26 protein-coding genes and 1 pseudogene are annotated in these 25,131 nt (G+C 41.7%); 24 read left to right on the plus strand and 3 right to left on the minus strand.

Annotated features, from left to right (window positions below):
- The first annotated feature begins 4 nt into the window (after positions 1-4).
- The 8 genes and pseudogenes from Q7A53_RS02810 to Q7A53_RS02845 all read left to right on the plus strand — a co-directional run bounded on the left by Q7A53_RS02810 (position 5) and on the right by Q7A53_RS02845 (position 5,538).
- Positions 5-565 carry a ReoY family proteolytic degradation factor gene (locus tag Q7A53_RS02810; RefSeq protein ID WP_411787586.1) on the plus strand — a complete coding sequence of 187 codons (561 nt, stop codon included), beginning with the start codon at positions 5-7 and terminating at the stop codon, positions 563-565.
- 88 nt (positions 566-653) lie between these two features.
- Entirely contained in the window at positions 654-1,109 is a 456-nt protein-coding gene (locus Q7A53_RS02815; protein WP_411787587.1) for a DUF2487 family protein, read from the plus strand.
- Between the two features lie 132 nt (positions 1,110-1,241).
- A complete protein-coding gene (locus tag Q7A53_RS02820) occupies positions 1,242-1,757 on the plus strand; it encodes a QcrA and Rieske domain-containing protein (RefSeq protein ID WP_411787588.1) in 516 nt (171 codons plus the stop codon).
- Positions 1,758-1,760: 3 nt separating this feature from the next.
- Positions 1,761-2,435 carry a menaquinol-cytochrome c reductase cytochrome b subunit gene (gene qcrB / locus Q7A53_RS02825; protein ID WP_411787589.1) on the plus strand — a complete coding sequence of 225 codons (675 nt, stop codon included), beginning with the start codon at positions 1,761-1,763 and terminating at the stop codon, positions 2,433-2,435.
- A gap of 30 nt (positions 2,436-2,465) precedes the next feature.
- Positions 2,466-3,224 (plus strand): annotated as a pseudogene (locus Q7A53_RS02830) (c-type cytochrome); the annotation flags it as partial.
- Positions 3,225-3,433: 209 nt separating this feature from the next.
- Positions 3,434-4,021: a lipoprotein heptaprenylglyceryl N-acetyltransferase LhaT gene (gene lhaT, locus Q7A53_RS02835; RefSeq protein ID WP_411787590.1), complete on the plus strand. Its 588-nt coding sequence runs from the start codon at positions 3,434-3,436 to the stop codon at positions 4,019-4,021.
- A 58-nt stretch (positions 4,022-4,079) separates the two neighbouring features.
- Complete coding sequence (locus Q7A53_RS02840; RefSeq protein ID WP_411787591.1) at positions 4,080-4,793, plus strand: sporulation protein YpjB; 714 nt, start codon at positions 4,080-4,082, stop codon at positions 4,791-4,793.
- Between the two features lie 70 nt (positions 4,794-4,863).
- The gene (locus tag Q7A53_RS02845; RefSeq protein ID WP_411787592.1) at positions 4,864-5,538 is read left to right on the plus strand and encodes a zinc metallopeptidase; all 675 of its coding nucleotides are present in this window, start codon (positions 4,864-4,866) and stop codon (positions 5,536-5,538) included.
- A gap of 143 nt (positions 5,539-5,681) precedes the next feature.
- Here Q7A53_RS02845 and Q7A53_RS02850 read toward each other — a convergent pair whose 3' ends face one another.
- The gene (locus Q7A53_RS02850) at positions 5,682-6,557 is read right to left on the minus strand and encodes a YitT family protein (RefSeq protein WP_411787853.1); all 876 of its coding nucleotides are present in this window, start codon (positions 6,555-6,557) and stop codon (positions 5,682-5,684) included.
- A 153-nt stretch (positions 6,558-6,710) separates the two neighbouring features.
- On the opposite strand from Q7A53_RS02850, the gene Q7A53_RS02855 reads away from it, so the two are divergent.
- From Q7A53_RS02855 to nth, 16 genes are all read left to right on the plus strand, one after another.
- Positions 6,711-7,061, plus strand: coding sequence for a nucleotide pyrophosphohydrolase (locus tag Q7A53_RS02855; protein WP_411787593.1), 351 nt, complete (start codon positions 6,711-6,713; stop codon positions 7,059-7,061).
- Entirely contained in the window at positions 7,048-7,848 is an 801-nt protein-coding gene (gene dapB, locus Q7A53_RS02860) for a 4-hydroxy-tetrahydrodipicolinate reductase (protein ID WP_411787594.1), read from the plus strand. The genes Q7A53_RS02855 and dapB overlap by 14 nt, the downstream gene beginning before the upstream one ends.
- Positions 7,849-7,862: 14 nt before the next feature.
- Positions 7,863-8,279, plus strand: coding sequence for a methylglyoxal synthase (gene mgsA / locus Q7A53_RS02865; protein WP_411787595.1), 417 nt, complete (start codon positions 7,863-7,865; stop codon positions 8,277-8,279).
- Between the two features lie 4 nt (positions 8,280-8,283).
- Positions 8,284-9,423, plus strand: a complete 1,140-nt coding sequence (bshA, locus tag Q7A53_RS02870) for an N-acetyl-alpha-D-glucosaminyl L-malate synthase BshA (RefSeq protein ID WP_411787596.1) — start codon at positions 8,284-8,286, stop codon at positions 9,421-9,423.
- On the plus strand, positions 9,404-10,615 hold the full coding sequence (locus Q7A53_RS02875) for a CCA tRNA nucleotidyltransferase (protein WP_411787597.1): 1,212 nt from the start codon (positions 9,404-9,406) through the stop codon (positions 10,613-10,615). The genes bshA and Q7A53_RS02875 overlap by 20 nt, the downstream gene beginning before the upstream one ends.
- Positions 10,591-11,583: a biotin--[acetyl-CoA-carboxylase] ligase gene (locus tag Q7A53_RS02880; RefSeq protein WP_411787598.1), complete on the plus strand. Its 993-nt coding sequence runs from the start codon at positions 10,591-10,593 to the stop codon at positions 11,581-11,583. Before Q7A53_RS02875 ends, Q7A53_RS02880 begins: the two co-directional genes overlap by 25 nt.
- Positions 11,576-12,406, plus strand: coding sequence for a 3-methyl-2-oxobutanoate hydroxymethyltransferase (gene panB / locus Q7A53_RS02885; protein WP_411787599.1), 831 nt, complete (start codon positions 11,576-11,578; stop codon positions 12,404-12,406). The genes Q7A53_RS02880 and panB overlap by 8 nt, the downstream gene beginning before the upstream one ends.
- 2 nt (positions 12,407-12,408) lie before the next feature.
- A complete protein-coding gene (panC, locus tag Q7A53_RS02890) occupies positions 12,409-13,275 on the plus strand; it encodes a pantoate--beta-alanine ligase (protein ID WP_411787600.1) in 867 nt (288 codons plus the stop codon).
- Between the two features lie 20 nt (positions 13,276-13,295).
- Positions 13,296-13,685 carry an aspartate 1-decarboxylase gene (panD, locus tag Q7A53_RS02895; protein ID WP_411787601.1) on the plus strand — a complete coding sequence of 130 codons (390 nt, stop codon included), beginning with the start codon at positions 13,296-13,298 and terminating at the stop codon, positions 13,683-13,685.
- Positions 13,686-13,781: 96 nt separating this feature from the next.
- Positions 13,782-16,577, plus strand: coding sequence for an ATP-dependent DNA helicase DinG (dinG, locus tag Q7A53_RS02900; protein WP_411787602.1), 2,796 nt, complete (start codon positions 13,782-13,784; stop codon positions 16,575-16,577).
- A gap of 115 nt (positions 16,578-16,692) precedes the next feature.
- Positions 16,693-16,863: a YpmA family protein gene (locus Q7A53_RS02905; protein ID WP_411787603.1), complete on the plus strand. Its 171-nt coding sequence runs from the start codon at positions 16,693-16,695 to the stop codon at positions 16,861-16,863.
- On the plus strand, positions 16,817-17,353 hold the full coding sequence (locus Q7A53_RS02910) for a cell wall elongation regulator TseB-like domain-containing protein (protein WP_411787604.1): 537 nt from the start codon (positions 16,817-16,819) through the stop codon (positions 17,351-17,353). Before Q7A53_RS02905 ends, Q7A53_RS02910 begins: the two co-directional genes overlap by 47 nt.
- Positions 17,354-17,373: 20 nt before the next feature.
- Positions 17,374-18,564: a pyridoxal phosphate-dependent aminotransferase gene (locus Q7A53_RS02915; RefSeq protein ID WP_411787605.1), complete on the plus strand. Its 1,191-nt coding sequence runs from the start codon at positions 17,374-17,376 to the stop codon at positions 18,562-18,564.
- 14 nt (positions 18,565-18,578) lie between these two features.
- The gene (gene asnS, locus Q7A53_RS02920) at positions 18,579-19,871 is read left to right on the plus strand and encodes an asparagine--tRNA ligase (protein WP_411787606.1); all 1,293 of its coding nucleotides are present in this window, start codon (positions 18,579-18,581) and stop codon (positions 19,869-19,871) included.
- A gap of 103 nt (positions 19,872-19,974) precedes the next feature.
- Positions 19,975-20,667, plus strand: coding sequence for a DnaD domain-containing protein (locus Q7A53_RS02925; protein ID WP_411787607.1), 693 nt, complete (start codon positions 19,975-19,977; stop codon positions 20,665-20,667).
- Positions 20,668-20,684: 17 nt separating this feature from the next.
- Positions 20,685-21,347, plus strand: a complete 663-nt coding sequence (gene nth / locus Q7A53_RS02930) for an endonuclease III (RefSeq protein WP_411787608.1) — start codon at positions 20,685-20,687, stop codon at positions 21,345-21,347.
- 98 nt (positions 21,348-21,445) lie between these two features.
- Here nth and Q7A53_RS02935 read toward each other — a convergent pair whose 3' ends face one another.
- Together Q7A53_RS02935 and recU are read right to left on the minus strand one after the other, a co-directional pair.
- On the minus strand, positions 21,446-24,133 hold the full coding sequence (locus Q7A53_RS02935) for a PBP1A family penicillin-binding protein (RefSeq protein ID WP_411787609.1): 2,688 nt from the start codon (positions 24,131-24,133) through the stop codon (positions 21,446-21,448).
- Positions 24,134-24,149: 16 nt separating this feature from the next.
- A complete protein-coding gene (recU, locus tag Q7A53_RS02940) occupies positions 24,150-24,740 on the minus strand; it encodes a Holliday junction resolvase RecU (protein WP_411787610.1) in 591 nt (196 codons plus the stop codon).
- Positions 24,741-25,131 lie beyond the last annotated feature (391 nt).

Genomic DNA, 25,131 nt, shown 5'->3' on the forward strand with positions numbered 1-25,131 from the left:
GCATATGCACACACCTATTTCCATTGATGAAAAGAAAGATTTTGTCCGCTGGTTTCTCAATCACTATCAATTAAAGAAAAGGGAAAGTGTTTGGATTCTTAACTATTTAATGAATCATGAAACCTTATTGTCTTGTGTCCATTTCGTTCAGGAAGTTAAGTTCTGCCCACGAGGTATGGAAATTAGTGCCCAGGGTGTCTCGGATCCTCCGTTTCGGTTTTATAAAGGACAAGTGATGACTAATGACGCGGAAAAATCTTTTCACGACCTTAGAATGAATCAAAAGGAAGCCGTATATATTCAAATGAATTTTGAAAAGTCGCAGTTATGCTCAAAGTACGCCCTGGTGCTGGAGGAAAATCCATTTCTTCCAAAAGATTATTATTTGAATGATCGTGACAAGAATGAGGCAGGAAGATTTCTTTCTCACAGTCTGCTTCAGCATAGAAAGAAACAGCTGGAACAGAAGATTGACTCCGCACTTATAACTGGTGATCGCGATTCCTTCAGACACCTCTGTGAAAATTTGAATCAGGTAAATCAGGAATTGAAAACATTTATGTAGCAAGTCAAGGGACGTTAAGCTCCCTTGACTTTTCTTTTTTTAGATTTTTAGTACAATTAATACAATAGTGAAAGGAGGGAAATACTAAATGCAATGGACAAAAAGTGATGTCATTCAATATCTTCCGGAAAAGAGTTATGTAGATACGCTGCTGATTCCATTAATTCCGTTTAATCCAGCCGCAGAAGAACAAATGGTCCATCAAGCATTTCAGCGTGAACTTAATCAGATATTTATGAATGTTATTGAAAAAGAGTTCCGAGGAAGGATTTTTCTGTCACCAGATTACTATTATTTACATGGCGGGATTGAAGAAGAATTAGAGAGAGTAAACGAATGGGTGGACCGTTTCTCAGAACAGCCCTATCAATACATATTCTTATTCACCTTTGATCCGAAATGGAAGAAGATTGAACGGGAATTAAATGGAAATCTTATCTGGATTCCGGGTATGAAAGATGGAAACATCCAATCAACGGAAATTCAATCCTTCGTTAAAGAACAGGCAGACCAAATCACTGAATTAATTCAGGGATATTGGTAAGAATGAAATCTTAAGAGTTGCTTCCAGATTTTATTGACCAAGCCCTGAGATTGCGCTATCATGAGAATGTCCTAGTAAACTGTGTGTACTACTTCCATGTCCAATGGATAACTGCATAGAGGGGGGAAAAGAATGAGCGATAGAAAACGAGTATCCCGCCGCCAATTTTTAAACTACACGCTGACAGGTGTAGGAGGTTTTATGGCTGCTGGTATGCTTGCACCGATGGTAAGATTTGCGATCGATCCTCTGCTTGAACCGACGGAAAAAGGTACATATCACTCCGTAGTTTCAGTTGATGAACTTACGAATGAGCCGCAGCGATTTGAGTGGAAGGTCGATCAGGTTGATGCATGGTATGAGTCTCAAGTGCAAAAGACTGCCTGGGTGTACAAAGATGAAAACGGTGACATAGTACCGCTATCACCTATTTGTACTCATCTAGGCTGTACAGTGGATTGGGCATCTGATAAATCCCATCCGCATCAGTTCCATTGTCCTTGTCATGGAGGACGCTATACAAAAGCAGGTGTGAACATCCAAGGTACACCGCCAACAGCACCACTAGCCTTATATGAACACAAGGTTAAGGATGGCATGCTATATCTTGGGGATGCAATACCTAGAGAGCCTAGAAAGGGGGCGTAATTCATGCTTCAGAAAATTTATGACTGGGTGGATGAGCGCGTGGATGTTACCCCGTTATGGCGTGATATCGCTGATCACGAGGTGCCTGAACATGTTAACCCCGCCCACCACTTTTCCGCATTCGTCTATTGTTTTGGCGGATTGACTTTCTTTATTACTGTAATCCAGATTTTATCTGGGATGTTCCTAACCATGTATTATGTACCAGATATCGAGAATGCCTGGAAATCCGTTTACTATTTGCAGAAAGAAGTAGCATATGGTCAAATCGTCCGTGGCATGCACCACTGGGGAGCAAGTTTAGTGATCGTAATGTTATTTCTACATACATTACGGGTTTTCTTCCAGGGAGCTTACAAGAAACCTCGTGAGCTTAACTGGGTTGTAGGTGTGCTTTTGTTTTTCGTAATGCTGGGACTAGGGTTTACTGGCTACCTGCTTCCGTGGGATAACAAAGCTTATTTTGCGACTCAAGTTGGTCTCGAAATAGCAGGGGCTGCTCCATTTATAGGAGACGGCATTCGAACTCTGTTAGCGGGAGACCCTTCAATTGTAGGAGCGCAAACGTTAACTCGATTCTTTGCAATACATGTATTCTTCTTGCCGGGAGCCTTATTTGCATTAATGGCTGTTCACTTTATATTAATTCGTAAACAGGGAATTTCCGGTCCACTATAATTCCAATGGGAACAAAAAGGAGGGAAAGCTGTGCATAGGGGAAAAGGTATGAAGTTCGTCGGTGATTCCAGAATCAGCGCCGATCAAAAACCCAATTTACCTAAAGACTATTCAGAATACCCTGGACGTACGGAAGCGTTTTGGCCAAACTTCCTTCTTAAAGAATGGCTGGTTGGTGCCGTGTTTTTAATCGGATTTTTAATCCTTACGGCTGCTCACCCGGCTGCGCTTGAGCAGCAGGCTGACCCGACAAACGCAGGGTATATACCGTTACCTGACTGGTATTTCTTATTTTTATACCAATTTTTGAAATATCAATATGCGGGGGGCTCTTACATTGTCATAGGAGCCGTGGTTGTACCGGGTCTGGCATTTGGAGCTTTACTACTTGCACCATTCCTTGACCGCGGTCCAGACAGACACCCGCTGAAACGTCCTATTACTGTAACTTTGATGATGCTTGCGTTTATTGCTACCTTCTGGCTGACACTTGAAGCTGCACACCACGCAGACTTCGCATCCCGTGCAGAGAAGTACGGAGTGAACGTCGAAGCGGTAGAGTCTGATATTGATAAAGAAGCTCCTGGATATAAAATTTATAAAGATAATGGCTGTATAAATTGCCATGGGGATTCTTTACAAGGTCAGGGAAATTATCCTTCTTTAGTAGCTACTGAGAAATCAGTAGATGAAATTAAAGACATTGCTAAAAATGGGATAGGCGAAATGCCTTCTGGGGTTTTTAAAGGTTCTGACAAAGAACTGAAGCAGCTAGCTGAATTTGTATCAGGCGCTGGTGGCGGCGGTGATTCTAAATCCTCTGCTTCCGGTGAGAAAGATTCCAAAGGTGGGGAAGGTCCTGCCCCGGGGTCTGACGAAAGCTCTAAATCAGAAAGCGGGTCCGATAAATCGGATAAGAGTTCTGAAGAATAAAAACATAGGTGAATCTAACCGCGCTCCTTTTGAGCGCGGTTTATCTATTCCAGGAGGCCGGAAATATGAAACAAGCTCTATCCTACATATTAACTGATCGAACTTTTCTCATCTTATTATTTATTGTTAATTTACTTGGAACCATATACGGATACTATTGGTATGGATATCAGCTCTCCATGACGGATCCTATCTTTCTAATATTTGTCCCTGATAGTCCTACAGCAAGTTTATTTTTTACAATCTTTTTGGGTTTTTTCATTTTCAAAAAGAACGCCCCTTACATAGAGGCACTCGCGATCATGACATTATTCAAATACGGGGTGTGGGCTGTGGTCATGAACGGGTTGACTTTAGTAGAGATTGGCCATCTTCCGTGGACAGGATATATGCTCGTTATTTCTCACGGTGCCATGGCAATTCAAGGGCTCCTTTATGCTCCTTATTATAAAATTAAGCTGAGGCACATTATGGTGGCAGCGATCTGGACGGTGCATAATGATATTATTGATTATGTGTTCGGGCAGATGCCTATTTATCCGGCATTGATAGAACACATGAAAGTCATTGGCTATTTTACTTTCTGGCTGAGCATTGCAGCGATCTGGATTACTTATTTGACGACACGGCCCAATCAAAACGAGACGGTCTAATTCCTGCTTTTCTCTCATAGACTTTCCATAAGACAGAAGGCGAGGGGAGAGAAGCGCATTGGGACGGGCTGTCTTACTTACTATGGTAACCGTTGTGTTTTTGCTCATGCCGCTTATTACTTATGGACAAATGGCTAGCAAGCAGGCTGAATGGGATTCCTTTACTACTCAATATCGTTATTTAATAAATGATGGAAAGTTTGAGCTCGCGGAAAGGATGCTGAATAATCGGCTGCCAGAAATGGAACAATATATAGAAACACTTCCAAATCTGCAGCAAAAAGAATGGAAGATATTAGTTCAGCCACTGCTTAACCAGTCTGGAAATACGATTGTAAAACCGGCGGATGCGGAACCATTTCTTTTTTATATGGAAACCATCAGTATGGATAATCCTGAAGCTGCTTTAAATAGTCAGTTAAACGACTGGAGTGAAAGGATTAGCAAACATGAGATGAACAGTGAACAGCTACTGTCAGTATGGAATGTTTATGAGCCTGCCATTCAAGTATTCTATTCCAGGCAAGGTGTCTCACAGCTTTCACGGCATATAGATGAATGGCAGAAACAAGAGGCGGGAGAAAAGGAACAAGTTATCGAATCGTTACAGAAGCTGACGGCAGAACATCCCCTGGCACTTTCCAATGATGCCTTTATCATGACTGCTATGATCATCGGGTGTTCCATCCTTTTAACTCTCTCCTATGTAGGACTTCGAAAGTTCAAAGCAGAAAAGTCAGAAATTACTGTAAGGAGAAAATCTAATAGTTGATTTTTAGCTTCGTTTTGAATAAAATTAATTTAAGAATTGAACATACATCCAAGACGGAGGAATGACCATCATGAGCTTTATTTTATATTTTGCTCTAATTTTAATCATCCCGCTCTGGGCGCAGTCAAAGGTCAAGAGTACGTTTAAAAAATATTCAAAAGTTCCTACCTCTTCTGCTATGAGCGGAGCAGAGGTGGCAAGAAAGATTTTAAATGAAAATGGACTATTTAATGTGGGTGTGGAAGAAGTGAAAGGGACGTTATCAGATCATTATGATCCTCGTTCAAAAGTCGTTCGTCTTTCTACAGGTAACTTTCACGGCCGTTCAGCTGCAGGAGCGGCAGTTGCTGCCCACGAGGTTGGACATGCGATCCAGGATGCTCAGGAATATGCTTTTCTGCGTTTCAGAAGTGCTCTAGTTCCCGTGGCGAGTTTTGGATCAAATATATCGATCTTTTTAATTATCGGAGGGATGCTGCTCCAAATGACAGGACTTGCCCTTGCAGGCATCGTTTTCTTTGCAGCAGCAGTGCTGTTCCAGCTCGTGACCCTGCCTGTTGAATTTGATGCATCAAGCCGGGCGATGGATCAGCTGGTTTCTACCGGAATCATTCGCAATGACGAAGAGCGCAAGACCAAGAAAGTATTAAATGCTGCTGCTATGACCTACGTTGCCGGCGCACTGGTAGCCGTAGCTGAATTACTAAGATTCGTATTTATATTTGTCGGTATGGGCGAAGATTAAAATGCCAAAAAACCCTCGATTCCTTGCGAATCGAGGGTTTTATTTAGTTTAGGGAACTAGACAATTATTTGGATGAGAACGAGGAACGGTCCTCGCCGCTTGTCTTATCCTAGTCGGATCTCCCAGAGCGCTGCCGTTTTCGTTTAGTCTTCAATCGGATTTTTATTTTCATCGAGAGTGAAGCCTTCGCCGATGACGTCATGTACGTGGCTGACGGCAACAAACGCATGTGGATCGATACTATTTATGATCGTTTTTAATCGCACGATTTCATTCTTCGCGATCACACAGTAGAGAACATCACGACTGTCGCCAGAGAAAGAACCGCGTCCTTGTAAAACGGTAACTCCCCGGTCCATCTCTTTCATAATCTGCTTGGAAAGTAATTCACTTTTTTCAGATATAATAGTAGTTCCTCGAGCCGCGTAAGCCCCTTCTTGAATAAAATCAATGACCCTTGCCCCTACAAATACGGCGACGAGAGTATACATCCCTTTAATAGGATTTAAGTAAGTAATGATAGACACGAAAATGACTACAGCATCAAATGTAAACATGGCACGGCCCATGCTCCAGCCTAAATACTTGTAGAGCAGACGAGCGATAATATCTACTCCACCTGTGGTTCCGCCATATCTGAAAATAATCCCTAAGCCAACCCCGATAAATACACCAGCAAATAAGGCGGCAAGAGTTAAATCATTCGCCAAGTCAATTTGAATCATGTATTTTTGAGATAGGTGGATAAAGAGAGAGACGGCAAGGATTCCAATAAGTGAGTAAAAGAACGTATTCCGGCCGAGTATTTTCCAGCCTACGATTAGTACTGGTATGTTTAGGACAATATTCATAATAGCGGGATCCCAATGAAATAAGTACAATAATAGCAGGGTTATTCCCGTAAACCCGCCTTCTCCTAATTCATTTTGAATATTAAAGTGCACGAGTCCAAATGAAAAAATGGCGGAACCTATAATAATTCCGATAATGTTTTTAAATTTTAAACCATAGAATTTCATCATGCTCACCTCCAATTAGTTGCAACGCTTTTCATTATAGTGAATTCAGTGAAAACCGGCAATGAATAGTTTTCTAAACTAAAAAATTTGTCAAATCGTCACCTTTTGGCTACCATTTAAAGAGACATAAACGCAGGGTAAAGGAGGCAGTCCATGAATTATCGTACTCAAGAAATACAGAAAAGAGTCGATGACTACATATCCCAATTTAAAGAAGGTTATTTCTCCCCTTTAAGTCTTCAAGCAAGATTAACAGAAGAGGTAGGAGAATTAGCACGGGAAATCAACCATAGATATGGGGAAAAACCAAAGAAGCCCACAGAAGAGAATAAGGCTCTTTCCGAAGAGATGGGCGACGTTATATTTGTTCTTACATGCTTTGCAAATTCTTTGGATATAGATCTTTCAGATGCTTTTGAACAATCCATGAGTAAAATTGAAACGAGAGACCGGGACCGGTGGACTCGAAAAGATGAAAGGACGGATACCCATGAATCAAATTAAAGTGATCGTTGCTGGCCCTCGAGGGAGAATGGGACAAGAAGCTTTGAGAATGATTGAAAAAGAAGAAGGTTTTGAGCTGGTCGGATGTATTGATCGAAAACATGATGGAGCATTAGTAAGGGACATCGAAGGACTGCCTAATTTAGAAGCCCTAATTTATACGGACGCAGAAGCCTGCCTTCGTGATGTTGGTGCAGATGTACTTGTAGACCTTACTACGCCAGATTACGCTTATAAGCACACGAAATTGGCTTTAGAGAATGGTGTACGTCCGGTAGTGGGTACAACAGGATACACGAAGGAACAATTAGATGAAGTGACTCAGCTTGCGGAAGACAAACAATTAGGGGCTGTGATTGCGCCGAATTTCGCAGTGGGGGCCGTACTCATGATGCAATTTTCGAAGTGGGCAGCAAAACACTTTCCTGATGTGGAAATTATTGAGAAGCATCATGATCAGAAACTTGATGCTCCTTCAGGTACAGCAGCAAAAACAGCAGAATTAATTCAAGAAGTAAGAGAACCTCATCACCAGGGGCATCCAGAAGAGAAAGAAACGATTCAAGGAGCAAGAGGGGCAGATGTGGACGGCATTAAAATTCACAGCATGCGCCTGCCAGGCTTAGTTGCCCACCAGGAAGTTGTCTTTGGCGGTCTAGGACAGACCTTGACCATTAAACATGACTCGCACCACCGTGAATCATTTATGACTGGAGTTAAGTTAGCTGCTGAACAAGTCATGAACCTGGATACTCTTGTGTACGGTCTGGAACACTTACTTGACTGAAGGAGGAGACACGAATGAACGTAGCTTTGATTGCTCATGACAAAAAGAAAGAAGACATGATCCAGTTTGCCACGGCTTACCAAGTTATTCTCGCTAAACATAACCTCTTTGCTACCGGCACTACCGGTCAGAAAATTTCTGAAGCAACTGGACTTGAGATTACCCGATTCCTTTCCGGTCCCGTTGGCGGCGATCAGCAAATCGGGGCAAAAATTGCAGAAAATGAGATGGATGTTGTTATATTCTTTCGCGATCCCTTAACTGCCCAGCCGCATGAACCTGATATCAGTGCGCTGCTTCGATTATGCGATGTTCATCAAATTCCTTTAGCAACAAACCTTGCTGGAGCTGAAATCCTTATCAGGGCATTAGACCGAGGTGATTTTAAATGGCGTACCATTTTAAAAGAAGAGAAGACAGATCAGGAGTGAACATATGGCTAAGATAGGTATTACCTGCTATCCCACAGTTGGGGGATCAGGAGTGATTGCAACAGAACTCGGTAAGTTACTTTCAGAAAAAGGGCATGAGATCCATTTCATTACTTCTCAAGTCCCCTTCCGCTTAAACCGAGTTTATCCCAATATTTATTTTCATGAAGTGGAAGTCAGCAATTATCCTGTATTTCAACACCCTCCATACGATTTATCTCTGGCAAGCAAGATGGCTGAAGTCATTAACCGGGAGAAATTAGATATCCTCCACGTGCACTATGCGATGCCGCATGCTATTTGTGCGATACTCGCAAAGCAGATGTGTAACAGGGAAGTAAAAATCATTACTACGCTGCACGGAACGGACATTACTGTGCTTGGGATTGATCCAGGGTTAAAACAAATGATTAAATTTGGAATAGAACAATCCGATCAAGTAACCGCGGTGTCGAGGAGTCTGGTTGAACAAACGAGGGACCGTTTGGATACGAATAAAGAGATGGAAGTCATTTATAACTTTGTTGATGAACGCGAGTATTATAGAAAAGATAATGAAGAACTCAAGAAAGATTACTGTATTAAGCCCGAAGAAAAAGTGATTATTCACGTTTCTAATTTCCGAAAAGTGAAACGCGTGCCGGATGTTATCCGGTCATTCGCCGAAATTAAGAAAGAGGTCCCGGCAAAATTACTACTCGTTGGAGATGGACCTGAATATGCCTTTTGCTACCAGCTTGTAGAGGATCTAGGGCTGGAAGAAGATGTGCTGTTTTTAGGGAAACAAGAAAATGTGAGTGATCTTTTGTCTATATCCGATTTGAAAATATTATTATCTGAAAAAGAAAGCTTTGGGCTGGTCCTGCTTGAAGCGATGGCTTGCGGCGTGCCTTGCATCGGTACCAATATCGGGGGAATACCAGAAGTTATTGATCACGGAGAAACGGGTTATATTACTGAGCTTGGTAACATTGCACAAATTTCCGAACTGGCCATTCAGTTGCTGAATAATCCGGCTCTTTTAGAAACATTTGCAAACCAGTCCAAACAAGTGGTAAGAGAAAAGTTTGAATCAGCCACCATAGTTCGTCAATATGAAGAGCTTTATGAACGGGTGTTAGCAAATGAATCTAGAGAGTCATAAAGATTTTCGTAAAGCTATTGAAATTATTCAACACATTGAAAATAGTGGCGGTGAAGCTTATATAGTAGGCGGAGCGGTCCGCGACTTTTTAGCAGAACGTGAAGTAGGAGACATTGATATTGCTACGTCCTTACTGCCTGAAAGGATTATTGAGATATTTGATAAAGTAATCCCAATTGGAATGGAGCATGGAACGGTACTGGTTCGGTATGAATCTGCTTCGTTTGAGGTCACTACTTATCGTACAGAAAGCGGATATAAGGACTTTCGGCATCCTGATGAGGTAAAGTTTGTTAATCAAATAGAAGAGGATCTGGCACGCAGAGACTTTACTATGAATGCCATAGCGATGGACCAGTTCGGGAAAATTATCGATCCATATGGTGGAGCAGATGCCCTAAAGAACAGGCGGATACAATCTGTGGGGGATCCTGCTCTGAGGTTTCAAGAGGATCCTCTACGGATCATGCGTGCTCTAAGATTTGCGAGCCAGCTGGAGTTTACGATTGAGGATCAAACGATTAAAGCTATTCAAACGTACGCTCATCTACTTTCACACATTGCTGTCGAACGACTGGCAGCAGAATTTGAGAAAATGTATCAGGGTCCAGGCTATAAGGCAGGAATTAATTTTTGTGTAAAGACTGAGGTTGTAAACTACCTGCCTATTTTTAAAGAGCATCCATCAACACTCTCTCTTATACCTAAATCTCCTCTCCTTCATTTTTCAGAAGTTATTGCTTTTTACCAGTTTAAAGTCTCTCACTGGACGATCAAGGAGTGGAAAAGAGCATGGAAGCTATCCAATCTGACAAGGAATCGAACCGATATTCTGCTGAGGTCCCTGGAGGAATATAAAACTTCTCATAAGGTAACTGAATGGCTTGTTTACAATCTGGACGAGACTCTTTATCCTTCGTTTGCCAGAGTACTGGCTAGTTTGGGTTTAGAGGAACTCACGGTAAAGGACATGCTGGAAGAGCAGGCTAGTCAATTACCTATCCATTCTGAAAAAGATTTGGAATTTGGAGCAAAGGATTTGATAGAATTGAAATCAGATCTTCAGAAGGGGCCATGGATTAAAGAGGGTCTCACACAAATAGAATATTTAGTTGTAAACAAGCAATTGACAAATCAATATAGCAAAATAAAGGAGTGGGCCGAACAATGGAATCCACCCGCAAACAATTAATTGAGCTGTTGGAAAATAAACGAGGACATATATCTGGACAAGAGCTGTCAGATCAGCTTGATATTTCGAGAACAGCCGTATGGAAGCATATGAAAGAACTGAAAAAAGACGGCTATGACATCGAGGCCGTCCAGCGCAAAGGGTATAAGATCATTTCCTACCCGAATAAAATAAGCGGCAACACGCTTCAATGGGGATTGGATACGAACTGGCTGGGAAGTCAGATGCATCATTTTGAACAAGTAGAATCCACTCAGGCGATCGGACATGAAATGGCGAAGCAGGGAAAACCGCATGGCACAGTGATTGTAGCGGATGAGCAAGTAAAGGGAAAAGGAAGAATGTCCAGAGAGTGGCATTCACCTAAAGGGAAAGGAATTTGGATGAGCATTTTGCTGCGTCCTGAATTAGCACCCATTCAAGCCCCGCAGCTTACTTTATTAGCTGCTACTGTGCTGGCAGAGCTGATTGACGAACGATCTGATTTGCAGCCGCAGATTAAATGGCCAAATGATATCCTGGTAAATCATAAAAAAATATCAGGTATCCTAACAGAAATGCAAGCGGAACAGGATCAAATTCAATACGTCGTTATTGGGATCGGGATAAATGTAAATCAAGGTTTACAGGATATTCCGGCAGATCTTCATCATAAAGCTTCTTCCCTGAAGATTGAATCTGGACAGGAATGGAGCATTCAAGAAACCGTCCAGCAAATTCTGCGAATATTTGAAAAGCGTTTTGATCAATATTTATCTTCTGGATTTAGTTCGGTTAAAGAAAACTGGGAGCATTATGGTTATCGAATTGGAGAAGAAGTAACTATTTCTACTATGAAACATTCATGGAGAGCAGAATTAATCGGCATCGAACCAGATGGGGCTTTGCGGGCAAAGAAGGCAAACGGCGTTGAAGAGAAACTGTACTCTGCAGAGATTCACTGGGGAGAGGGAGGATACCATGCTTAATAGAAATCAAGTAAGGAAAATGAAGGAAGACAATAATAAGATTGCTATGATTACAAGCTATGACTATCCATCTGCTCTAATGGCAGAGAAGTCCGGGGCAGATATGATCTTAGTTGGTGACAGTTTAGGTATGGTTGTTCTTGGTTATGATTCTACGATCCCAGTAACCATCGCGGATATGATTCACCATAGCAAAGCTGTAAGGAGAGGTGCGCCTGACACATTTACTGTAGTGGATATGCCTTTTATGTCTTATCATATTTCTATGGATGATTCGTTATCTAATGCTAAACGCCTGTATCAGGAATCAGGGGCTGAAGCGCTGAAACTTGAAGGCAGCGGAGAAGTATTTGAAGTGATGAACCGGCTCACTCACGCCGGTATCCCAGTAGTAGGTCATTTAGGGTTAACTCCCCAATCGGTAAATGTCCTTGGCGGCTATCGCGTACAAGGAAAAGATAGACAAACCGCAGAAAAACTCTTAGCAGACGCAAAAGCTGCAGAAGCCGCTGGAGCCGTTGCTCTCGTATTAGAATGTATTCCAAAAGAATTAGCTGAGCTTATTACTAAACAGCTGACGATTCCTACAATAGGGATTGGGGCCGGCCAAGCCTGTGACGGACAAGTTCTAGTCTATCATGATGTCCTTAAGTACGGTTCAGAGCGGCTTCCCAAGTTTGTGAAGCCATACTTTGATGGCGATCGATGGATGGGAGAAGCAGTTCAATCGTATGTGAATGAAGTGAAGTCAGGAGCATTTCCAGAAGAAAAGCATTCGTTCACTATGGATGCTAGTGTACTGGCTGATTTACGAGGAGAGTAATTATGGAAGTGATTAAAGAAACCGCAGAAATGCAGGCGCTAGCTGCAGAATTAATAAAGGAAGGTAAGTCTATTGGTTTTGTACCAACCATGGGTTATCTTCACGAAGGTCACTTAAGTTTATTACAACAAGCACGCCAGCAGAATGATAAGGTGATTCTTAGTATATTTGTGAACCCGCTGCAATTCGGTCCGGATGAAGATTTGGATGCGTACCCTCGGGACGAGCAAAGAGACCTGACCATTGCCGAAGAGAACGGTGTGGATATTGTTTTTCTTCCTGTTGAAGAAACGATGTATCCTCACCCCCTCTCCTTAAAGCTTTCTGTAGTAAATCGAGCAGATGTCTTATGTGGGAGAAGCCGCCCGGGACATTTTGACGGTGTAGTTACCATTCTGGCAAAATTATTTAATTTATGCCGGCCGGATCGTGTATATTTCGGGATGAAGGATGCTCAGCAAGTTGCTGTAGTCGATGCTCTTATCGAAGATTTTAACTTTCCGGTAGAATTAAAAAGCGTGTCGACAGTCAGAGAGAAGGATGGTCTTGCCAAAAGCAGCAGAAATGTAAATTTATCTGCCCTTGAGAGAGAAGAAGCTCCCTTTATTCAGCAAGCTCTTCAGAAAGGAAGAATGCTGGCTGAAGAAGGCGAGAACGATATTGACGTCATTGTAAAGGAAACAATGAAGTTTATAGAAAGTAAAACTCATGGTAAAATAGACTACGTTGAGTTATTATCTTATCCAGAGCTCGAGCCAGTAGACAAAATAGATCGACAGGTTATTCTTGCGGCAGCAGTTCAATTCCAACACGCAAGACTGATTGATAATGTTGTATTTGATGAAACGGGTGCGATTTCAAAAGGATAAGTGTTCAAGGAGGATATCATATGTTTCGTACCATGATGAAGGCAAAAATCCACCGAGCAACGGTTACAGAAGCCAATCTTAATTATGTAGGAAGTATTACTATAGATCAGAACCTGCTGGATCAGGTGGGGATTCTCCCACATGAAAAGGTTCAAATTGTAAATAATAACAATGGGGCAAGACTGGAGACCTACGTTATTGCAGGAGAAAGAGGGAGCGGTGTTGTGTGTTTAAATGGTGCCGCTGCTCGTCTCGTTCAGCCGGATGATGTGGTCATTATTGTTTCTTACGCCATGTTAACGGAAGAAGAACTTGCAGATTTCAAACCGAAAATTGCCATTATGGGTGAACATAACCAGGTACAAGAAATTGTAGAGGAAGAGCCGCCATTAACCGCTTTACCTCTATAAGAGGATAGCTTAGCGGTAGAAGTAAGGATCTTAGCCGTCTTCTGGCAAGGTCCTTCCTTTTTGCTATAAAGTGTGCCGTGTGAAAGAGGGATGAAGATGACTACCTATGCAATTGTAGATTTAGAAACTACCGGGAACGCCTCGGTCAAAGGGGATCGAATTATTGAGATCGGCGTGGTCGTGATGAACGCGGGAAAAGTGGTGGAAGAATTTTCCTCCTTAGTTTATCCGGAGAGGGACATTCCGCCTTTTATCCAATCTTTAACAGGGATTGAAGAAGAAGACGTATTGAATGCTCCGCTTTTTTCAGAAATTGCTGAGGATGTTCATCGATTATTTCATAATGCTTTTGTGGTAGCCCATAATATAGAATTTGACTTGGGTTTTCTTAATGCTGAATTTATCCGCTGCGGCTTACCCAAATTACATAACCCAGTGATTGACACCGTCGAGCTTGCAAGAGTGATGCTTCCAACTGCCGCCAGTTTTAAACTTGGCCAGCTTGCCCAGCAGTTTAATATTGGGCATGACAAGCCTCACCGCGCACTTTCTGACGCTCAAGTCACGAGCGACTTGCTTGAGCTGTTACTTAATAAAATGAAGCTTCTTCCCGAGCGTACCCTTACCCATCTATTAAAGGTGGAAGCAAAGTTAAAGAGCAACCTGCGCTTTTTCATTGAAGAAAGCATTGAGTATCATAGATATACGGCAGACTCTGAAGAGAACTATCAAATATGGCATGGTATTCCGGTAAGAAAAATCCCTCCTGTAGAGCTGGTTCAGGAAGAAAAAATGCTGGATTTTGATCCATGGCTGGAACGTGTTTATCATGATAAAGAAGGTTTAAGTCAAGTTTTCGAGAAGTACGAAATTAGATCCGGGCAGGAACAAATGTCGAGAATTGTTTATGAATCTTTCAATCGAAGTGAGCATGCTCTTGTAGAAGCAGGGGCAGGAACAGGAAAATCTGCAGCTTACTTGATCGGGGCGGCCTATTATGCGATCAGCCGCCAGGAAAAAGTAGTCATTACTACTCACACAACCAGCTTGCAAAAGCAGCTGATAGAGGATGAAATTCCTAAAGTGGAACAGCTCTTCAGCAGGAAGCTGCGAGCTGTACTGTACAAAGGAAAAAGTCATTATATCAGCTTGATTCATTTCAGCTATGAATTAGACAGATCCGATCAGGATAATTATGATATATCTTTAACTAAAGCTATGGTTCTTGTCTGGTTAACAGAAACGCTAACTGGAGACGGTGATGAAATACAGCTGCCTTCAAGCGGTGACCAATTTTGGCATAAAGTTTCTTCGGAGCAGTCAAATAAAGCTGTACAATTAGATACAGGGAACTCTTCTTATTTCCATTTAGCTCAAGAAAAAGCGAAGCATGCAGATATTATCATTACCAACCATGCCTTGTTCTGCATGGATCTTATGAGTACGGAGGACCGCCTTCCAATTTATGACCGAGTCGTGGTAGATGAAGCTCATCATCTGGAAGCAGTTGCCAGCAGACATTTTGGTTTGCAATTTAATTATATGGAATTGCAGCGTCAACTTAGTCAGTTTAACGAACTGTTCCATATTCAGGGACTGGACCTTCCAGTAAGTGATCCGTTGCTTTACACACAAGCTAGTAAATGTAAACAATGGATAGATGAGGCGAAGGATGAATTGAATACTTTTTCACGTTATCTATTTCAAGAAGTAAAACAGCACCATAGAAAGCACAAGACGAGAAGTGACATAGGCAGGGTTCAGTATTTAATCAATCAGAATCCTCTGCCGGGTTTTGTAAAAACAGCGAAAGAAATGGTCAATCGGTTCTTAGCATGTATAAAGCGTTTAATCCGTGGGATGGATCAAATGGCAGAGCATTTAAACCCCCTGATTCATATGGATGACAGCTCCTCCGTAGCTATTGTCCTTTCCCGATTGGACAAGCAGAAAGCAGCCAGTCAGCAAATGATTGATCAATTACTGCCTTTTTTCAAAATGGCAGAAGAACAAGTGAAGTGGATCGAAATTGAGAGCGAGGGTACGGCAAACGTCGTCTACCTGTATAGTGAACCTCTGGATATTGCGGCACTACTTAAGACCGAGCTATTTGCAGCGAAAGCGAGTGTGGTTCTGACGAGTGCAACTTTGACCACGGATGGTCAATTCAACTACATTAGGGAAACGTTAGGACTGGAACAACTAGGAGAAGTGAAGGAAACCCTTATTCCATCCCCTTACCCCTTTAAGGAGCAAGTCCAACTGATGGTACCTGATGACTTTCCTAGTATTAAATCAAGTCCCGAAGAGTTTATTTTCTCAGTCAGCGAAGCGATTTATTCCATTGCTCACGTGACGAAAGGAAGAATGCTCGTTCTGTTTACTTCTTATGACATGTTAAGGAAAACCTATTTCCTGCTTAAAGAAGTGATTGATCCCGAAGAGTTTATGGTATTTGCTCAAGGGGTTTCAAGCGGCAGCCGTGATCGTTTAAAAAAGAATTTTCAAGCTTTTGATCAATCAATCTTACTCGGAACTAGTTCGTTCTGGGAAGGGGTAGATATTCCTGGTGATGATCTATCCTGTCTGATGATTGTCCGGCTGCCTTTTCAGCCGCCGGATCAGCCCGTCCAATCCGTCCGTGATGATCTTATGAAAGAACAGGGAGTGAATTCCTTTATGGAAAGATCTCTACCCAATGCGATTATCCGTTTTAAACAAGGGTTTGGACGGCTCATTCGATCCAGTCAGGACAGAGGGATCGTATTTGTGTGTGACCAGCGCTTGATGGAAGCGAGGTATGGAAAGTATTTTATATCCTCGATACCAGACGTGCCGGTCTTTTACCAATCGACTTCAACCCTTATTAAACAAATAGAAACTTGGCTCTAATAGCGGGAATTTTATAAATTCAATTGCGGCTGTAAAAAAACGGACAGAAACTGTTATAATGAACTACGAATATAAAGTCACATCATGGATATGAAACACATTGGAGGACTCGGGAATGACTAACAAAATTGAAACTTTATCAACGGTACGTATCCAGCACTCAGATGATTTATATAAAGTAGTGGATACACTGAACCGTACATTGAAAGAACAAAATCTTATGTTTGGATTGGCGTTGGATGAAGATGACAATGATACAGCAGTCTTCACAATCTACCGTACCTAACTGGCTTAAGTGGCTGCTATTAATAGTCATGGTGATTGGTCTGATCATTTGTGCATTCATTATTTGGATGTATGTTCATATTGAAAATGATAAAACAAGTCAATTTGATCAAGCATCAAAGATCGCTATACAGCAGACAGATCTAGCTAGTGTTGAAAATGTCGAGCTCTATAATGGCGCTGAGACGGTACATATTGTTCATGGCAGCACCAGTCAAAGCCAGGGACTTACAGTGTTAGTAAACGTAAAAAGCAAAAAAATTCTTGCCTCGATACCGGATAAAGAAAGGATTTCAAAAGATCAATTGAAAAAAGAGTGGCTGGCTTCTTGCAGCTCTTGTACTTTTAAAGACATCCGCATGGGCTATGAGGAAGAACAAGCCGTTTATGAGCTTACTTTTATTGATGATAAGAATAGGTATGTGTTTGATTATTATTTACCTGATGGTGAAAAATTTCAGCAGCGATTTGCATTTAAACAATCAAACTAATTAGAGGAGTGCTGACTATAATGGAATTAGCAAAACGTGTACAATCTCTTACTCCATCCAGTACGCTTGCGATTACGGCAAAGGCAAAAGCATTAAAAGCTGAGGGTCACGATGTTATAGGACTTGGAGCGGGAGAACCTGACTTTAATACTCCAGAGAATATTCTAGAAGCAGCGAAACGTGCAATGGATGAAGGACTGACAAAATACACTCCTTCAGGCGGTGTACCTGAATTAAAGAACGCAATTACGGCTAAAATGAAGAGAGATCAAGGTTTAACTTACTCTAACGAACAGGTAATTGTGACGACAGGGGCCAAACATGCGCTATTCACTTTGTTTCAAGTGCTCTTGAACAAAGGGGACGAAGTGATCGTGCCTGCTCCCTACTGGGTCAGCTATCCGGAACAAATTAAGCTCGCTGAAGGAAATCCGGTGGTTGTACCCGCAAGTGAAGAAAATAATTTTAAAATCACTCCCGGGGATTTGAAGCAAGCCATTACTTCAAAAACTAAAGCCGTTATTATAAATTCACCTAGCAATCCTACAGGGATGATGTACTCTAGAGAAGAACTTCAAGCAATAGGGGAGGTCTGTCTTGAGAATGATCTGCTGATTATATCAGATGAGATCTATGAGAAATTGATTTACTCTGAAGAAGATCATGTGTCTATGGCGCAACTGTCCGACGAGCTTTACGCTAATACAATGATCATTAACGGAGTTTCCAAATCTCATTCCATGACGGGATGGAGGATTGGCTACGCTCTTGGGAATAAAGAAATTATAAAGGCCATGACAAATATGGCCTCTCATTCTACATCAAATCCAACATCTATTGCCCAATACGCAGCTCTTGCTGCCTATACATCTTCTGAAGAACAAGTATTTCAAATGCGTGAAGCCTTTAAAGAACGTTTGAATGCATTGTATGGGTGGTTAACAGAAATTCCAGGAGTGAAGTGTGTAAAACCGTCCGGAGCTTTCTATCTGTTTCCTAATGTTAAAGAAGCATCTGAGCAGTGTGGATTTAAAAATGTAACAGCGTGGGTTGAAGCTCTTCTGGATGAAGAGAAAGTTGCTTTAGTGCCTGGTGCAGGATTTGGAGCACCGGATAATGTAAGACTTTCCTACGCTACATCGCTCGATCAATTAGAAGAAGCTGCTAAACGTATTCATACGTTCGTAAATAAACATCAATTAAAAGAATAGCTGGAGGTATTATTGTGAAAACAACGATTGCGGAAGTATCAAAGCATGTAGGGGAAGAAGTGACCATTGGGGCTTGGCTGGCTAATAAACGTTCCAGTGGTAAAATTGCTTTTCTTCAATTACGTGATGGAACAGGGTTTATGCAAGGGGTTGTCGTTAAAGCAGACATCGATGAGGAAAAATTTCAGCAGGCGAAAGCACTCACACAGGAATCTTCCCTTTATGTTACTGGAGAAATCGTTAAGGATGAACGTTCTCCACTGGGATTTGAAATGCAAGTAAGTGATTTTGAACTCATTCACGAAGCTGTAGACTATCCAATCACTCCTAAAAATCATGGAACTGAGTTCTTAATGGATCATCGCCATCTATGGCTGAGATCAAAACGCCAGCATTCAGTTATGAAAATAAGAAATGAAATCATTCGAGCGACTTACGAATTTTTCAATGAAAAAGGGTACGTTAAAATTGATCCTCCTATTTTGACAGGGTCTTCAGCAGAAGGGACTACCGAGCTGTTCCATACGAAGTATTTCGAAGAAGATGCTTATTTGTCTCAAAGCGGACAGCTTTATATGGAAGCCGCTGCTATGGCTTTTGGTAAAGTATTCAGCTTTGGTCCTACATTCCGTGCAGAAAAATCTAAAACTCGTCGTCATTTAATAGAGTTTTGGATGATTGAACCTGAAATGGCATTCCTGAATCATGAGGAAAGCTTGGAAGTACAGGAGCAATATGTTTCCCATATTGCCCAGTCCGTTTTGAAAAATTGTAAAATTGAACTGGATACACTAGAACGGGACACTACACAGCTTGAGAAAATTCAAGCTCCTTTCCCGAGAGTCAGTTATGATGAAGCTATTCAGCTTTTGAAGGACAAGGGGTTTGATGATATTGAATGGGGCGAAGACTTTGGAGCTCCTCATGAAACGGCAATTGCAGAAAGCTATGATAAACCTGTGTTTATTACTAATTATCCAGCTGATATTAAAGCATTCTATATGAAACCGGATCCTAATCGTCCGGAAGTTGTCCTTTGTGCCGATTTAATTGCTCCAGAAGGATATGGAGAAATTATTGGTGGTTCTCAGCGGATAGATGATCTAGAGCTTATGAGAGAACGTTATGAGACACACGGATTAACGGGCGATGCTTACCAATGGTATTTACAGCTTAGAGAATACGGAAGTGTCCCGCATTCCGGTTTTGGACTAGGATTAGAAAGAACGGTTGCCTGGCTGTCTGGGGTAGAGCACGTACGTGAAACTATTCCGTTCCCTCGTCTTCTTAACCGTTTATATCCATAAGAGGCTAGACTATTAACACCGCTCGTTCTGCTGGAACGATGCCGGTGTTTTTAGGTTCAACGTGCGAATACAGCAAGATGTTCATAAGTGAGGTGAAGCACAAATGGCAAAGTATCAAAGCTTTCAAAGTATTTTATCTGATCAAATAACATTTCCTAAGCAGCTTCTTACGAATTATCTTAGACTCGGTATAGAGGAGAAAGAGCTAGTGGTTACGATGCAGATCTATCGGTTTTACCTGGAAGGAAACGCTTTTCCGACTCCAGAGGAACTTTCCCAGTATTTATCATTCTCAAGTCAGGAGTGCTCTAAATCTTTAAGAAGTTTAATGCAGAAGCAATTGTTAAAGATAGAGGAGCATAAGGAGGAGGGGGTTCTTAAGGAATGTTATTCTTTAGAGCCTCTCTGGGAAAAACTATTCACCTATACTCCTGTCATTCAACCAGAAGGACAAGAATTTAATGAGAATATCTTTCCACTGTTTGAACAGGAATTCGGGCGCCCGCTCTCTCCTTTTGAAATAGAGAATATTAATATTTGGCTAGATGAAGAAAATCAATCCCCGGCATTAATTAAAGCAGCGTTAAGAGAAGCCGTTCTGATGGGGAAACTTAATTTTAAATACATTGATCGAATTCTAAGAGAGTGGAAGCGTAAAGGAATTCACACCGTGGATCAGGCAAGACAGCACGGGAAACAATTCCGCCAGGGCAAGGGCAATCGGGCACCCCAGGAAGAATCCTCGCAGAAAAGAGATCTTTCGCTTTATTATAACTGGCTGGAGGAGGACTCTTAGAAGAGAGGGGGAAAGCTATGTTGAATAATAAACAAATACGTTACTGTCTGGATGCATTTGAGGAAATGTTTCCTGATGCAGAATGCGAACTTACCCATTCTAATCCCTTTGAGCTTCTAGTGGCTGTGGTGTTATCGGCCCAGGCAACGGATGTCCTGGTTAATAAAGTAACCCCTCAGTTGTTTGAGAAATATAAACGGCCGGAGGATTATACTGCAGTTTCAACCGCAGAACTGGAACAAGACATCAAATCAATTGGATTATATCGAAGTAAAGCTAAAAATATTAAAAAACTTTCAGCGACTCTTTTAGAGAAATTTAATGGTGTAGTGCCTGAGACCAAGAAGGAACTTGAAAGTCTGGCAGGGGTTGGGCGCAAGACTGCAAATGTAGTGGCTTCCGTAGCATTTGGAGTTCCAGCCATAGCAGTTGATACGCACGTAGAGAGAGTTTCAAAACGACTTGGAATCTGCAGATGGAAAGATTCAGTACTTGAAGTAGAACGGACCTTGATGAAGAAAATTCCTGAAGAAGAGTGGAGTGTATCTCATCATCGGATGATTTTTTTCGGGCGTTATCATTGTAAATCACAACGTCCTCAATGTCCCGAGTGTCCGTTGTTGTCTTTATGCAGAGAAGGCAAAAAGAGAATGAAAAAGGCAGAGGTGCAAAGTAAATAATAGCGAAATCGTCATGATACTAAGTAAAAGAGCCGCAAAAGGGATTTCCCTTTTGCGGCTCTTTTTATAAATCCTGAAACCAATCCGTATTAATTAAATTAAGCGGCCTTGTCTTTATTCTTTTCCTGAGTATCTTGAGTACCAGTGGATCCATCGTTACTGGCCGGCTTTTTATCTGAACTGCTGCCATTGTCAGTTCCAGAGTCCGTGCCCGAGCCATCGGTTGAACTTCCATCATCTGGAGGAGGGCTATTTTCATTTGTATTGCCCTGATCACTGCTGGACCCGTTATCAGAATTGTCGGATTGATCACCGTTAGTGGAGTCATCATTAGATGGATTATCATTTTGATTACCACCATCGTTATTACCTGACTGATCTCCATCACTATTTTCATTTCCATTATCACCAGGCTGATCATTGTTATCACCGTCAGGATTGTTATCCTTATCTGGTTTCTCATCAGCAGCAGCTGGTGTCTCTACTGCAGTTGAGGAAGGATCACTGCTTTGAGCTGAATCGTCATCACTTACAGCTGTAACCGTGAATTCGTACTTAGATCCCGGTTCCACACTGGAAACGTCTAAACTCTTATCCTTGGTTGTAGTTAAATCTCTGGATTCTTTTCCATCTACTGAAACGGAAACCTTAAAGGAAACTTTACTGGTATCTCCATAGTCCCATTTCACATTGATGGATTTAGATTCTTCACTATAACTTGCGGATAAGGATTGTACAGGATCGAGTTTCTGAAATTGTTCGGAAACTTTACTAGGCATATTATCCACATGGAACAACTCGGTTACGATTTGGCTGTCCGGCGTATATTTGCTAGGTAATTTAGCAGGCTGTGAGCCTTTTTCTACTCCTACCCATTTCACGGTATCTGGTTTAGAAAAGTCCTTCGTTTCTTTCCCAGAAGAAATTTGGCTCATAATTGACTTAAACAAGAACTGAGGGATATGCTGCGATTCAGTTGACAAGTTTGTCGTGTTATTTTCCGGATAACCGGTCCAAATGGAAACGGAATAATTAGTTGTGTAGCCATCAAACCAGGAATCTGGTGTAATATCTTTCCCGCTGTTTGTCGTCCCTGTTTTTCCTGCTACAGGGAGACCGGAGATGTTAGCTCTTGTACCCGTACCCTCTGACATAACAGTCTTGAGCATGGAAGTAATCATGTATGCCGTATAGCTGTTCATTGCCGAATGAGGTTTTGGCTTGAAATTCGTAGTTTCTCCGTTAGTTTCCACTTTACGCACGGTATAAGGCTTATTATATACCCCTTCATTGCCAAAGGCAGCGTATGCAGCTGACATTTGCATTGGAGTTACGCTCGTAGAGGAACCGCCAATAGCGTCAGACAGCATTATTTTATCATTGGAAAATTTAATTCCTAATCCTTCAGCAAATTTCTGAGCTTTATCTAAGCCGTTTTCATTCAACGTTTTGATCGCTGGTATATTAAGCGAACGGCTTAATGCGTATCTTGCACTGACCCAGCCGTAATATTGACCGTTGTAGTTTTCCGGCTGGTAGCCGCTGATGTCGATAGGTTCGTCTTTGATTTGGTGATACGTAGACCATTTTTCATTTTGTATGGCAGGACCGTAAGCTGTCAGTGGCTTAAATGTAGAGCCTGGCTGTCTGCCTTTTAAGTCTGTAGCTAAATTATAATCCCCTTTTTTATAATTTCTGCGACCTCCAATAGCACGAACAGCACCTGTCTGCGTATCAGTAACAGCGATGGCAGATTGTAACTTATCGTCAGGCCAGGCAACTGTACTATTACTGCTTAAAGCTTGTTGAACCGTTTCCTGAGCTTTAGGGTCAAGGGTGGTATAGATTTTCAAACCGTCTTTATAGATATCTGCACCATCCATTTTTTCTTTTACTTCTTTTTCTACTTCATCTATAAACGCTTGATAAGGATTGTCTTTTTCTTTTTTCTGTTTTACGAGCATATCCTTAATTTTAGTTTTTTGTGCTTTATCTGCTTCTTCTTGAGTAATTTTATTATGCTGTACCATCAGGCTTAATACGGTATTCATACGATCTTTAGCTAAGTCAGGGTGCTGGAACGGATCATAGCCGGACGGACGCTGGGGAAGGCCGGCAAGCAGGGCAGCCTGTGGGAGCGTCAGTTTGCTTAAGTCTTCAACACCGAAGTAGGTCTTTGCTGCTTCAGCTACTCCGTAAGCACTTGAGCCGTAATAGATTTTATTTAAATACATTTCCAAAATACGTTCTTTTGAATAATCTTTGTCCAATTTAATGGCCAGGTACTGCTCCTGAACTTTTCTTTTTAACGTTTTCTTATCTGTTAGAAACGTTTTCTTGACTACTTGCTGAGTTATCGTACTGGCACCTTCTGCTCCAAAACCGCCGGTAACGTTAGCCCAGATAGCTGCTAAAATTCTCCTGAAGTCAATCCCAATATGACTGAAGAATCGAGAATCCTCGGTAGCCGTAACGGCATCAACGAGAACAGGAGGCAGGTCGTCATAAGAAACTTTTGTTCTCCTTTCTGCTCCTGCAAGGTCAGTAATCAGCTTGTCATTCATGTCATAAACCTTGGAAGAATAAGGAGTAGATAATTGCGATTCATCGAGCTTTGGAGCGGTTGAAATATAGTAAGTGAATAGTCCTCCAATTGCGATCACGAGTACTAGGGCGATCGTAAGCAGAGTCATAAATATTTTCTTGAATTTTGGTTTTTTCGTTCCTTTTTTAGAACTTTTCATTTGTTTTCTTCTCGCTGTACGAGACTGGCTATCATTTGCCATTTACATTTCCTCCAATTCAGAAATAGAGCTTGTCCAAGACACTGGCATAATCAACTCGTGCTTGATAGTGGAAAGGTATTAAGTGACCTTCTTCACGTACATAAGCGTAGGGGATTGATTTTCGGCCGCCTTGATCCTGGGCATCCCAGAAAGAAAAAAGTTTCAGCCCCGGAAGATAATACACTTCTTCAAGCGGCGAAAATTTAATGATAATAAAGCACACTCCACCGTGACGATGAATGGCTTTCATATGATCAATCTGGTGTTGATGGACATTGCTTAAAGGAAAGGAAGTTTTACTAGTCGTTTCTTTCGCTTCAAAATCAATGGCCAGCCCTCGAAAAACTCCATTAAAGTCGGTCGTAGATGCCTGTTTAAAATAAGCTTCTTTAATTACTGCTGCACTCCTCCTGGGATAATCAACATTTACGATTTGCACGGGAGTGGGCTTTTTGTGGACGACAGCTATATCAGCCGTTAAATAATATTCATTGGTTACGTTAATATCTTCTTCAAGCGACATGCCCCTGTTGCTGAAATTTGGCGATGCTTTCTTTTTAGCATGGACCTGCCCGCGGGCTGCCCGCTTCCCATTGGGGTAATTCACTTTCATTCCTCCCTATTGCCATGAGAGTATCATATCAAAAAAAGCTCTCCAAGGATAATATATCATCCCTTTTATTAACGTAAATCAGGGTGCGAAAGTTTCAATTAATTATAGTATGTTTACCAATGAACAACAATATTTAATTCTATGTTGGATACCAGTACTACCTAATTTATTCGTACCTAACAGAGATTTATGGGGGTCATTAAAAAAACCTGAAGCAAAGTCTAAATCTTCGCTTCAGGTTTCATTTAATTAAGTGGCAGGACGGTCTTCACCAGCTAATTTAGGATTATCGGTTTTTGCTGGGGCTGGTTTTTTTGTTTTCGGTTGTTTCTTTTTAGGCATTATTTATTCTCCTTTTGTCGAAGTGGAATTTTTTTGACTTGTT

The organism is Halobacillus rhizosphaerae, assembly GCF_046719735.1.
GTDB lineage: Bacteria > Bacillota > Bacilli > Bacillales > Halobacillaceae > Halobacillus_B > Halobacillus_B rhizosphaerae.

Coding starts and splice junctions, on each gene's coding strand:
- panD (WP_411787601.1), top strand. CDS start 13,296: ATGTTTCGTACCATGATGAAGGCAAAAATCCACCGAGCAACGGTTACA.
- panC (WP_411787600.1), top strand. CDS start 12,409: ATGGAAGTGATTAAAGAAACCGCAGAAATGCAGGCGCTAGCTGCAGAA.
- Q7A53_RS02910 (WP_411787604.1), top strand. CDS start 16,817: ATGAAGATGACAATGATACAGCAGTCTTCACAATCTACCGTACCTAAC.
- Q7A53_RS02905 (WP_411787603.1), top strand. CDS start 16,693: ATGACTAACAAAATTGAAACTTTATCAACGGTACGTATCCAGCACTCA.
- Q7A53_RS02855 (WP_411787593.1), top strand. CDS start 6,711: ATGAATTATCGTACTCAAGAAATACAGAAAAGAGTCGATGACTACATA.
- Q7A53_RS02810 (WP_411787586.1), top strand. CDS start 5: ATGCACACACCTATTTCCATTGATGAAAAGAAAGATTTTGTCCGCTGG.
- Q7A53_RS02845 (WP_411787592.1), top strand. CDS start 4,864: ATGAGCTTTATTTTATATTTTGCTCTAATTTTAATCATCCCGCTCTGG.
- Q7A53_RS02875 (WP_411787597.1), top strand. CDS start 9,404: ATGAATCTAGAGAGTCATAAAGATTTTCGTAAAGCTATTGAAATTATT.
- mgsA (WP_411787595.1), top strand. CDS start 7,863: ATGAACGTAGCTTTGATTGCTCATGACAAAAAGAAAGAAGACATGATC.
- Q7A53_RS02915 (WP_411787605.1), top strand. CDS start 17,374: ATGGAATTAGCAAAACGTGTACAATCTCTTACTCCATCCAGTACGCTT.
- qcrB (WP_411787589.1), top strand. CDS start 1,761: ATGCTTCAGAAAATTTATGACTGGGTGGATGAGCGCGTGGATGTTACC.
- lhaT (WP_411787590.1), top strand. CDS start 3,434: ATGAAACAAGCTCTATCCTACATATTAACTGATCGAACTTTTCTCATC.
- nth (WP_411787608.1), top strand. CDS start 20,685: ATGTTGAATAATAAACAAATACGTTACTGTCTGGATGCATTTGAGGAA.
- Q7A53_RS02925 (WP_411787607.1), top strand. CDS start 19,975: ATGGCAAAGTATCAAAGCTTTCAAAGTATTTTATCTGATCAAATAACA.
- bshA (WP_411787596.1), top strand. CDS start 8,284: ATGGCTAAGATAGGTATTACCTGCTATCCCACAGTTGGGGGATCAGGA.
- dapB (WP_411787594.1), top strand. CDS start 7,048: ATGAATCAAATTAAAGTGATCGTTGCTGGCCCTCGAGGGAGAATGGGA.
- Q7A53_RS02880 (WP_411787598.1), top strand. CDS start 10,591: ATGGAATCCACCCGCAAACAATTAATTGAGCTGTTGGAAAATAAACGA.
- panB (WP_411787599.1), top strand. CDS start 11,576: ATGCTTAATAGAAATCAAGTAAGGAAAATGAAGGAAGACAATAATAAG.
- Q7A53_RS02815 (WP_411787587.1), top strand. CDS start 654: ATGCAATGGACAAAAAGTGATGTCATTCAATATCTTCCGGAAAAGAGT.
- Q7A53_RS02935 (WP_411787609.1), bottom strand. CDS start 24,133: ATGGCAAATGATAGCCAGTCTCGTACAGCGAGAAGAAAACAAATGAAA.
- dinG (WP_411787602.1), top strand. CDS start 13,782: ATGACTACCTATGCAATTGTAGATTTAGAAACTACCGGGAACGCCTCG.
- Q7A53_RS02820 (WP_411787588.1), top strand. CDS start 1,242: ATGAGCGATAGAAAACGAGTATCCCGCCGCCAATTTTTAAACTACACG.
- Q7A53_RS02850 (WP_411787853.1), bottom strand. CDS start 6,557: ATGAAATTCTATGGTTTAAAATTTAAAAACATTATCGGAATTATTATA.